Consider the following 10,302-nt stretch of genomic DNA (forward strand, 5'->3'; position numbering starts at 1 on the left):
AACAATGCTGAAAGACTATCAAATTATTGATGCCGATGGCCATGTGACTGAACCGATAGATATGTGGGAGAAGTACCTGGAACCTGCATTTAAAAGTCATGCACCCTATCGATATCAACCCTCCGAAAAAGATGGGGTTGTGAAAATTGATATCTTTTCCCCTCCAACTAAGTATATGAGAGTGGAAGGTGAGACAATTTATAATAAGATATCCGACGCTGTTTGGGCTGAAGGACTTAAGGTAGCAATCCGGGACCAGGCTACCTATAAAAACGTAGGCTCTGGCCCAGACTCTCAGGTCAAAGCCATGAAGCGGATGGGTGTGGATATTTCGTTTCTGTATCCAACTATGGGATTGTGGATGTTGGCGATCGATACGATGGATTCGTCACTGGCAGCAGCCCTCACCCGTGCCTACAACAATTGGTTACGAGACTTTTGCAGCTATGACCCGCAACTACTGAACGGGGTAGGAGCGATTAGTCTACATGACCCCAGCAGCATGGTGTCGGAATTACATCGGATCGCAGAGTTTGGCTGGAAAGCTGTCTTTGTGCGACCAAATCCGGTTAAGGGACGACTGCTCAGTGACCCGGCCTATGAGCCCTTTTGGAGCGAGTGTGAGAGCCTGGGCATAGCAGTTGGCATTCATGAGGGTAGCCATTCTCGATTACCGACTACTGGATCAGATCGATTTAATACCCGTTTTGCCATGCATGCTTGCTCTCATCCCATGGAACAGATGATGGCAATGTTGGCACTGATCGAAGGGGGAGTATTAGAGCGCCACCCCAATCTCAGAGTAGCGTTTCTTGAGTCCGGTTGCGGCTGGCTTCCCTACTGGCTGTGGCGGCTAGATGAAGAGTACGATCAACTGGCCTGGGAGGTCAAAGATCATGTAAAAATGAAGCCTTCAGAGTATTTCCGTCGCCAGTGCTTCATTTCCATTGAGCCAGATGAGCCTTATCTGCCTGATCTTATCAAGTACATTGGTTCTGATAATTTGATATTTGGTTCTGACTACCCTCACATAGACCACAATCCCAAGATTATTGAGCAAGTGGTAGGACTTCAGGACAAGCTATCTCAAAAGATAGTGCAAAAGATCCTCTGGGATAATCCTATGCGTTTTTATGGTTTGGGGTGAATAGTTATTAGTCATTGAGGTATCAACAGGTTTACCGCAATTACTGACTTATGCTTTCAACAGCCTAGAGCATCAAGAATTTGTTTGGGGATTAGCCACTAATGGTCTGGTTTATCAGTTTGTCTATATCCGTCAGGGTAATCCCCAAACTTATCAATATATGCCGATTTTAAGCTTGTTTGAAAGCGATCGCGCCATGGTTATACTCCAAGTTTTGAAAGCAATTTGCAAACTTTATAAATAGTACACTCTAGGGTATTGATTCACTGATTTAATTCAAAGAACCAGGTTCTACAATCAGGGTAATGTTATCAATACCAGTTACTTCAACAATATCCCCAGGGTTGAGAGTGATCGCTTGTGGACATTTAGCCTTCCAGTAGCTGGCTCGGAAGTGTACACGTCCGCTTTGATTAGGTTGTATGGCAACTTTAACAGTAGCTTTTCCTTGCCAACGGTTAAGGGTTTGGCTAAGTGAGGTTTGGTCTTGATCACACCCAAATAGTTTCAACATGGTTAGTTATCTTTAAATACAGCAATTATACTGAGATCTGCTTAATCTTAAGATGGTGATGTATAGCGTTTCCTAGTAAGCGTGAGGTACATCTAAATTTTATTCCTTACTCCTAGCACCTTTTCAAAAGCAAGACGGAAAATACCTCAACTGATTTAGAACTGCTATATTAACTTATCAGTGACTTTGGAGAGAATTATGAGTAATTTTAAAATCAAGTCAATCAAAAGGTAAAAAGGAGTGTGGGGAAGCGTACAAAATTATGTGCTTGAGTGGAGGTAGGTATAATCAGTCTATTCGGTAAACCATGACTGATTATCTCCGAATCAAGGCAAAAATAAGGAAAATAGGGATAATTGTTAATTGTTAATTAATGAACATTCAAGACTGATCAATAGTAAACTGAACTCGATATTATCCATTGCTGTCCACTGGTGGAAATTTTTCAGTCTTAAAGCGAATCTTAACCTGACCAATGATGTCTGAACTCATAGTCACTGCATCCAATGAACTCTCATTCACTGGCTTAACCGTGAGTTTATTGTGACTAGCACCAGCAGAAACGTTACCCCATCCCGCGACCGCACGACCTCTGATGTAAGGGTTGGCTTCTTGATGCAGTCGCTCATGGGGAGGGGCTGTGTGCGGAACCTGCGTCCGCACCTTGTAAGCCCCGTGGAAACCCCCAAGACCGCGCTGCATCGCTTCTTGAGGCTCATACTGGTTTGTTCCTGTAGTTTCTTGCTCAGTAGCAGTCACATTGAAGGTGAGCTTCGAGAGAATTTCCCCATCAGTTACTACAATCCGTGCCATTCCTTCCCGTGCTATTGCCCGCAGATTCTCGATCATATTAGTTGCTAGTAACTCACCAATTTTCGAGCGAATCGCTTGGACTTGGCTAGTGAAGAATCTCTCCTGATTCTCTTGGATGGTGAGTGTCAGAGGATTTGTAAGATTAATCGTTTCAGCTTCTAGAGCTTGAGCTACTTCCCTTAATAGGTGATTGCCTGCCTTTTCTTGAGTACCAGTGTTGGGGTTAGCAGGGATAGTTTTAAAGGTATAGTTGGGACGCACAACTGTACCTCCCTGACCATCAGGGTAGTGTTGGGCAAGATGGTCAGTAATTTGGGCATCAGAGACATTCTCAGCCTGGAACTGAGCCAGAGTTTTAGCGAGATTGGCTACAAGTTCTCGATAAGCTTCCATCTGGTTGATAGTTGCACCCATGATAGCGTCGAAAGTACTGTTGATCAGCCCAGCAGTAAACTCAGTAAAGCCTAACTCTTGAACTTGCTTTGCCCCACTCATACCACAGTCAACTGCACTATTATTAGTATTAGTATTATTATTCATTGGGCTAACACCTGTTGCCAGTGGGCTTTGACACTGAGGGTGTTCAGCAGCTATTTCCTTAAGGGTATCTCCCATCACCGTAGCAACCTTTTCCCGGACTAATTGCAGTTCTTGGTTACTTTTAACCTGCACTAAGGCTTGATCCACTACGTCATTAACCAAGGTATTCACACCATGCTCAATCGCTACCTCTGTGGGCATACTTTTCTCAATAGTTGACCCAGTTGATTCATCTTCTCCAGGCATTTTTACGAGAATCGGCGACCTGGGGTTTTGATTGATAAAGTCTGTGCTTTCCATCATCTTGAGTTGAGTTGAATACTTATAATTATTGGGTGTTGGTTAATTGTTAATTAAAAATTGTTACTTAAAAAGTAAGCATTCAGCTGTCAGCTATCAGTTTATGCGCTACGCGCACGCTACTTGAGGTGCTATCAGTTTATGCGCTACGCGCACGCTACGCGAACAGCCATGATCCATTGACCTTGGCCAAAGACTTTTATCCAGACTTCCAATTCGATAAAATCTCGAACTCTTAAATTCTGCTGTTTGAGGTTTATTTTAAGCATTAGGCTGACAGCTGAATGCTGACGGCTGAATTCTGACGGTTTTATCCTATTTAATTAGGAAAGGAAAAGGGCAATTATAAATGATAGCATTCTCCATGCATGCCCTTTTCCTTTAATTCCTTAATCAGTAATGTTGATCTCAACCCATCCACTTGTGGTGGAGAGCATGATCACCAGCGGCGACAAAAACATCAAGGCGGTCAGGTCCCCAAGATGCTGCTGCTACCCCAGCAATGCTGTAACCACCTAGGTTTTTCCAATTTTTCCAGGCAGAACCATCCCAGGCACGGCAATAGACCTTGCCCATGGATCCAATGACGAAACAATCGAGCTGGTTGACTCCCCTGGAGACAGCGGCTACACCATACTGACAGTAGCCTCCCAGTTTTTCCCATGGACTCCAAATAGAACCATTCCAGGTCTTGTAGTATAGAGCGCGATCGCGACCAATGGTAAAGATAGCGATATGGTTTGGACCCCAAGACACTGCTGCGGGTGCAGAAACAGAGTAGCCTCCTAAGTTTTCCCAGCCGCGCCAAGCCGAGCCATCCCACCACTTGTGGTAGACGGCGTGGTCAGTACCAATGATAAAAGTGTCAATCCGGTTAGGTCCCCAGGAAGAAGCCGCTGGAGCATACAGGCAGTAGCCCCCTAGATTTTCCCAACCACGCCAAGCCGAGCCATCCCACCACTTGCGGTACAGGGCATTATTGCTACCAACCACAAAGGTGTCAATGCGGTTAGGTCCCCAAGAAACTGCTGCGGGTGTAGAAATAATGTAACCCTCTAAGTTTTCCCAGCCGCGCCAAGCGGAGCCATCCCACCACTTGTGATACATAGCGTGGTCAGTACCAATGATAAAAGTGTCAATGCGGTTAGGTCCCCAGGAAGCAGCTGCTGGGCTATATAGGCCATAGCCCCCTAAATTTTCCCAGTCACTCCAAGTACCCTCACTAGGGCGAGGGCGAGGGCGAGGGGGGGGAGTTTTGATTTTGTCAAAAGCTACCTTGGGCTGAATAATACCAGTACCGGAATGCTGATCCCATCCCTGAGAACCAATATTTTTAGCAGTACTCTCCAGGAGTTTCTTAACTTCCTGCTGAGTCAAGCTCGGCTTGGCTTGCTTGAGCAAGGCTACTACTCCAGCAGCAATGGGTGTGGCAGCCGAGGTACCGTTATCACAGGGGAAGTAACCCCGGAAGTGGGTGATGGAACAGAAGTCTGGCTTTTTAGGGGACAAAGCCGCTGGTCCTTGGCTGCTATAGCCGACAAACTGTTCATTTTTGTTAACTGCGCCCACTGTCATCACTAGGGGATGACCATTCGCGCCCCAGATACTTTTACCAGGACCGAAATCTGAGGCACAACGACCATCAGGACAGGTTCCACCACAGTTACCAGCGGCAAACAGAACTAGAATCCCTTGATTGATAGCTTCCACTACTTTACGGGTGAAGGGATGGTTTGGGTTTCTGGCATAAGTCTTATCCCACTGTTCCTGGTAAATTCCCCAGCTATTGGTGAGAATGTGGGGTGTGCCGTCAATTTTATACTGCTTAATTGCCCAATTGAAGGCTGCCAGGGCGTTAGAGATAGCATTCCCTACTAGTGGAAAGTCATAGAGCTTGGCTTCTGGAGCCATACCCAACACATCTGTAGCGCACATATTGCCATGTTCGCCCCAGCTGCGAGCTTGAGTCCCCCATTCCACTGTGCGGTGGAAGCCACCAATGACATTGCGAATTCGCTTGGAGGGTTCTCCGGGACGCACAGGACGACCAGCTGCTGTAATTCCCCCATCAACGACACCAACAACAATACCTTGACCTTTATAACCAGCAGCGTGAATTTGATCAACGCCAAGATATTTGGCTACGTCCGCCATAGTTCCCTTAGCAGCCCCAGGGCTACAGTCACAAGAACCAATCGGACAGCTACCAAACCCTGCCATTGGTTCTACCATGGGATACTCTTGCTGTAGGGTGGTAGTGCTGAAGGGTTCGATCGGGGTGTCTGCCCAGACTTTTATGACATTAGGTTGGGCTTCGAGGGCGGCAATTTGGTTTTGAGCAACTTTGCCCTTGACAACGATCACCTCTTCATTAGATGCTTGGAGCTGCATGGCCAGTTCCGGTGTTTCAGGATCCATCGATACTGGCTCGTAGTCATAATCGATTTGGAAACTAGGAACGCTGAAACTTCCTGCCATGTGAAAGAAGTTAGCCCCTTGACCCTTAGGTGCTCGCATTTCTACCAGCACATTCTCCATGGGACTATCTGGGGCTGATGAACTCATTGGCACTGGTGTGGGTATATTGCCTTGACTGGATACAGCATTCATGTCAAAGGATGACATCTGGTCATCAGCCATTTCTCCTAATGACATGCCATTGGTAGCTGCTGCACCATTGGTCATACCTGGAACCATTGGTTCGTTACTTTCTATGTTTTCCATTCTGCTAATTTCTGATGATGTTTTATAATTTGCTCAATAGAGAGGAGTTTGTATTGGCTTTTGTTTCAGAATCCGGTTGATGTGAGTGTTTCTGAGCAATACAGTAAACTACCCATTGACCCTGAATAATTCCAGATTTTTTCTCAAAGTTTTTGTAAAGGTGATATACTTCCGTTATAGCTCAAGCCCATTGCTGCAGTAACTGCTGTGAAGAGCAATGGCTTAGTCGAGGCTTTTCCCTTAACTTGCAAAGAAAACTTTAAACATCCCCATTCTCCAAAAGAACTGTGTTAAATAAGCTGTAAGTCGAGGCTTTGGGTACCTGGACTGTTAATTAAGGTGAAGGGGAGACAGCTGTGCAATTCGATTCCTATAATATCGAGGGCTTCTATGACGAATATTTCATTGCCCCGGGTCAACCGCGAATAGAAGTTGCGGCTGTCTTTGACTACTTGCAGCAACTCCCTCAAGGTAGCTTGTCCGAAACCAACACAGCCGTAGAAAAAGTTCTTGCAGAACTTGGTGCAACCTTTACGTGGCATGGTCAGACAAGAGTATTACCCTTCGATGTCATCCCCCGGGTGATCTCAGCTTCAGAATGGAGCCACCTATCAGCAGGGCTGAAACAGCGAGTAGCTGCCCTCAACTTATTCTGTGCTGATATCTATGGAGAACAGCATATTCTCAGAGATGGCAAGATCCCTAGAGAAATCGTGGAATCAGCAGCTCGGTTCATGCCTGAATGCATGGGCATGAAACCCCCTGCAGGCATCTGGTGTCATGTTAGTGGCATAGACCTGATCCGCAACGAAGCAGGTGTTTGGTATGTGCTAGAGGATAATTTGCGGGTACCCTCTGGTATTGCTTACGTTATGAAGAACCGTCAGGCCATGGAGCGGGTTGTACCAGACCTCTTGGCTAAGTTCGCCATTGAGCCCCTAGAAGGGTATTCCCAGGAGTTACATTCCACACTCCTGAAGCTATCGACCGGGAACAAAGGGGCATCTACGATAGGCTCCGACTCACCTGTAGCCATTGCAGTACTGACCCCAGGACCGGTGGAATCTGCCTATTTTGAGCATGCATTTCTAGCCCAACAGATGGGGGTAGCTCTAGTCCAGCCGGAAGATTTGGTGATCGAGCAGGGGTATTTGCACCGGCGGACTGCCCAGGAGCTGGTACAAATTGACATTCTTTATCGTCGTTATGACGCCCAGCTCTTGCATCCATTGAAACTGGGGAATGGTTACTCTTCTGGGCTCTCGGCTATTATCGATCTTTGTCAGCAGGGCAGATTAGCTTTAGCCAATACCCTAGGCACAGGGGTGGCTGATGACAAAGTCGTCTATACCTATGTTCCTGAGATGATTCGCTACTACCTCAACGAAGAGCCGAAGCTACCGAATGTGCCTAGCTATTTGTGTTGGGATGACCAAGACCGAGCCTACGTCCTAGACCATCTAGATGAGTTAGTAGTCAAGTCTGCTAGTGAGGAAGGGGGACGAGGTATGTTAGTTGGCCCCCATGCTAGTCCCGAAGAGCGAGCCAGTTTTGCGGAAAAGATTCGGGCTCAGCCGAGGGAGTATATGGCTCAGCCAACTATTGCTCTATCACGAATTCCCACTGCTGTAGGCAGTGAAGTGGAAGGACGCCATGTCGATTTGCGTCCCTACGTGCTCCATCGCGGAGATGATATCTATGTCCATCCTGGTGGGTTGACACGTGTAGCTTTGAAAAAGGGATCCTTGGTGGTCAATTCTACTCAAGGGGGAGGAAGCAAGGACACCTGGATCTTGTCGGATGACTAAGCAGAGCACATCTAGATGCTAGGGTGGGGTAGTTCAAGGGTTTGTAGTATTATATTTAATATTTAGTATATTTAATATAAGGCTAAGGGCTACCAAATTTAAACAGGGGCAGTCAAATTTAACGAGGAAGTTGGGAACATAAAGCATTCCCAATTTACCCTTGGCCGTTGCTGGTTAATGAGAACAGCAGAGTCTTATCCTGGCTTAAGTGAATAACTGCCTGAGCTATAAATAGATTTATAAGGGATTCCTTTTCGTTAAACTCATCAACTCATGTCATGCAACAAGAAGCGGCAGCTGCTAAACCAATTCGTTCACTAGAAGATGCTATCGACAAGTGTCAGACGCTAGGTATGCGTCTGAGTCGTCAACGTCGCTTTATTCTAGAACTGTTATGGGAAGCTAAAGACCATCTGTCAGCGCGAGACATTTATGACCGATTAAATCAACAAGGGAAAGTTATTGGTCATACTTCTGTTTACCAGAATTTAGATGCCCTATCTAGTCAAGGTATTATTGAATGTATTGAGCGCTCGGATGGACGGTTGTACGGCAATATCAGCGATACTCATAGCCATGTCAATTGTCTGGATACAAACCAGATTCTTGATGTTTATGTAGAACTACCGGAAAACTTGCTCAAGCAAATTGAGGAACAAACTGGTGTAAAGATTACGGAATATCGGATTGATTTTTATGGTTACCGTCAGGAGCCATCACCTAACTCCCCGTCGAGTGATTTGAGGGAGTAGGGAGTAGCGATGCAGCGCGGTCAAAGGAGCCCACCCCAATCGCTATTGCATCAAGACGGGGTTGCGAAAATTGATTGTAACTTAGTGATAAAAATGTCATTTTAGTTACCTAAACAACGCCCTTTTTTTAGAGTTTAGCGATCACCTAACTAATCAATCAAAGAATCAATTAAAGTATTACGGTTGCATGGGTAAATTCAAAATCGAAGTAAATCCACAGTTGTTATTAACAACTAGCTACATGGTGGAGTATTGTTTTCAGCACTGATCTACTGACTCGCTGATCTACTTACCCATTGAGCTACGGACTCACTCAGTATTATGGATATTTACCAATCTACCATTCGTCCAATTCTATTTTCTGGGTTGAAGACAGATCCAGAATGGTTACACAATAGAACTCTAGCGCTATTGAGCTGGGTCTCATGGCATCAGGAGTCTACTCTAGGTCACTGGGTTAAGGGTCAATTACAGCAAAGGTTTTGCCTAAATGATCCTCGCCTCCAACAAATCCTATGGGGAGTAAACTTCCCCAACCCTCTGGGTTTAGCAGCAGGGTTTGATAAAGATGGTGTGGCTGCTGGAATTTGGGGAAGCTTAGGGTTTGGCTTTGCTGAACTGGGTACTGTAACCTTTCATGCTCAATCGGGAAATCCTCGTCCTCGTTTATTTCGCTTGGTAGAGGACAAAGCTGCTCTGAATCGGATGGGATTTAATAATCTCGGAGCTACAGCAATGGCTGCTCGATTATACCAGTTGAAGGTTAACAGGTTACAGGTTGCAGGTTTAGAAAAGAACCTACCCTTCTCGAAGGCCAAGGACGAACAACCTACCAGAAGGGAAAACCGGATCCAAGCTTCAGGTTTAACTATTCCGATTGGCATTAATCTAGGTAAATCTAAAGTAACACCCCTAGCAGAGGCAGCAGATGACTATCGGTCGAGTTTTGGGTTGTTGAGGGAATTGGGGGATTACTTTGTGGTGAATGTGAGTTCACCGAATACACCAGGATTGCGATCGCTTCAGGATGCCAGTCAACTTAGTCTGATCTTAGATGCTCTGCAACAGCAAAATGTTTCCCAAAAGCCGATTCTGGTTAAAATTGCCCCGGATTTAGAGTGGAATGCGATCGCAGATGTCCTTGAGCTTGCCCAAAGCTATAGCTTAGCTGGGATTATTGCCACTAACACTACTATCCGTCGGGATTTGCTGAAAACACAACAGATTGCGGCAACGGGCAAACCGGTAACGGAAGAAGCTGGGGGGATTAGTGGAGCTCCTTTGCGTCAACGTTCTACAGATGTAATTCGGTTTATCTGGCAGGAAACTCAAGGAACTTTACCGATTATAGGGGTTGGAGGCATTTTTACGGCGGAGGATGCTTGGGAGAAGATTACTGCAGGTGCTAGTCTAATTCAGGTGTACACGGGTTGGATTTATAACGGTCCATGGATGGTAAGGCAGATTCTGCAAGGGGTGTTGCAGAAGTTGGAGGAAAGAGGCATGAGTTCAATTTCTGAGGCAGTTGGTTCTGGGTCTGGTTGAAGGTAGTTGGGTTGTTCGCGTAGCGTGGCCTTTTGGCCAAGGTAGTTGGGTTGTTCGCGTAGCGTGGCCTTTTGGCCAAGGTTGTCTGTCAGAATCCAGAATGTAGAATGTAGAATGTATAATTCTTAATTCTTAATTCTTAATTCTTAATTCTTAATT

The 10,302-nt window shown here is 45.9% G+C and carries 7 protein-coding genes and 1 pseudogene; 5 read left to right on the plus strand and 3 right to left on the minus strand.

The genetic code is table 11. The features are described 5' to 3' along the window. Window positions 1-4 precede the first annotated feature (4 nt). Window positions 5-1,147 carry an amidohydrolase family protein gene (locus AC4II3_RS27910; protein ID WP_488008794.1) on the plus strand — a complete coding sequence of 381 codons (1,143 nt, stop codon included), beginning with the start codon at window positions 5-7 and terminating at the stop codon, window positions 1,145-1,147. Window positions 1,148-1,160: 13 nt separating this feature from the next. Further along, window positions 1,161-1,391: pseudogene (locus AC4II3_RS27915) on the plus strand (restriction endonuclease subunit R); the annotation flags it as partial. Between the two features lie 27 nt (window positions 1,392-1,418). On the opposite strand, the gene AC4II3_RS27920 reads toward AC4II3_RS27915, so the two are convergent. The 3 genes from AC4II3_RS27920 to AC4II3_RS27930 all read right to left on the minus strand — a co-directional run bounded on the left by AC4II3_RS27920 (window position 1,419) and on the right by AC4II3_RS27930 (window position 6,038). Beyond that, complete coding sequence (locus AC4II3_RS27920; RefSeq protein ID WP_488008796.1) at window positions 1,419-1,661, minus strand: NfeD family protein; 243 nt, start codon at window positions 1,659-1,661, stop codon at window positions 1,419-1,421. Window positions 1,662-2,075: 414 nt separating this feature from the next. Next, window positions 2,076-3,317 (minus strand): hypothetical protein, encoded by a 1,242-nt coding sequence (locus tag AC4II3_RS27925; protein WP_488008798.1) that lies wholly within the window; start codon window positions 3,315-3,317, stop codon window positions 2,076-2,078. 405 nt (window positions 3,318-3,722) lie between these two features. After that, on the minus strand, window positions 3,723-6,038 hold the full coding sequence (locus AC4II3_RS27930; protein ID WP_488008800.1) for a DUF8189 domain-containing protein: 2,316 nt from the start codon (window positions 6,036-6,038) through the stop codon (window positions 3,723-3,725). Window positions 6,039-6,394: 356 nt separating this feature from the next. On the opposite strand from AC4II3_RS27930, the gene AC4II3_RS27935 reads away from it, so the two are divergent. The 3 genes from AC4II3_RS27935 to AC4II3_RS27945 all read left to right on the plus strand — a co-directional run bounded on the left by AC4II3_RS27935 (window position 6,395) and on the right by AC4II3_RS27945 (window position 10,143). Further along, window positions 6,395-7,846, plus strand: coding sequence for a circularly permuted type 2 ATP-grasp protein (locus AC4II3_RS27935; RefSeq protein ID WP_488008802.1), 1,452 nt, complete (start codon window positions 6,395-6,397; stop codon window positions 7,844-7,846). A gap of 278 nt (window positions 7,847-8,124) precedes the next feature. Next, window positions 8,125-8,598: a Fur family transcriptional regulator gene (locus AC4II3_RS27940; RefSeq protein WP_488008804.1), complete on the plus strand. Its 474-nt coding sequence runs from the start codon at window positions 8,125-8,127 to the stop codon at window positions 8,596-8,598. A 321-nt stretch (window positions 8,599-8,919) separates the two neighbouring features. Beyond that, window positions 8,920-10,143, plus strand: coding sequence for a quinone-dependent dihydroorotate dehydrogenase (locus AC4II3_RS27945; RefSeq protein ID WP_488008806.1), 1,224 nt, complete (start codon window positions 8,920-8,922; stop codon window positions 10,141-10,143). Window positions 10,144-10,302: the final 159 nt, after the last annotated feature.

This window comes from Moorena sp. (assembly GCF_982860115.1).

What these genes read in the sequence shown, in the direction of transcription:
- AC4II3_RS27940 (WP_488008804.1), top strand. Translation starts at nt 8,125, where the DNA reads ATGCAACAAGAAGCGGCAGCTGCTAAACCAATTCGTTCACTAGAAGAT.
- AC4II3_RS27930 (WP_488008800.1), bottom strand. Translation starts at nt 6,038, where the DNA reads ATGGAAAACATAGAAAGTAACGAACCAATGGTTCCAGGTATGACCAAT.
- AC4II3_RS27945 (WP_488008806.1), top strand. Translation starts at nt 8,920, where the DNA reads ATGGATATTTACCAATCTACCATTCGTCCAATTCTATTTTCTGGGTTG.
- AC4II3_RS27910 (WP_488008794.1), top strand. Translation starts at nt 5, where the DNA reads ATGCTGAAAGACTATCAAATTATTGATGCCGATGGCCATGTGACTGAA.
- AC4II3_RS27920 (WP_488008796.1), bottom strand. Translation starts at nt 1,661, where the DNA reads ATGTTGAAACTATTTGGGTGTGATCAAGACCAAACCTCACTTAGCCAA.
- AC4II3_RS27925 (WP_488008798.1), bottom strand. Translation starts at nt 3,317, where the DNA reads ATGATGGAAAGCACAGACTTTATCAATCAAAACCCCAGGTCGCCGATT.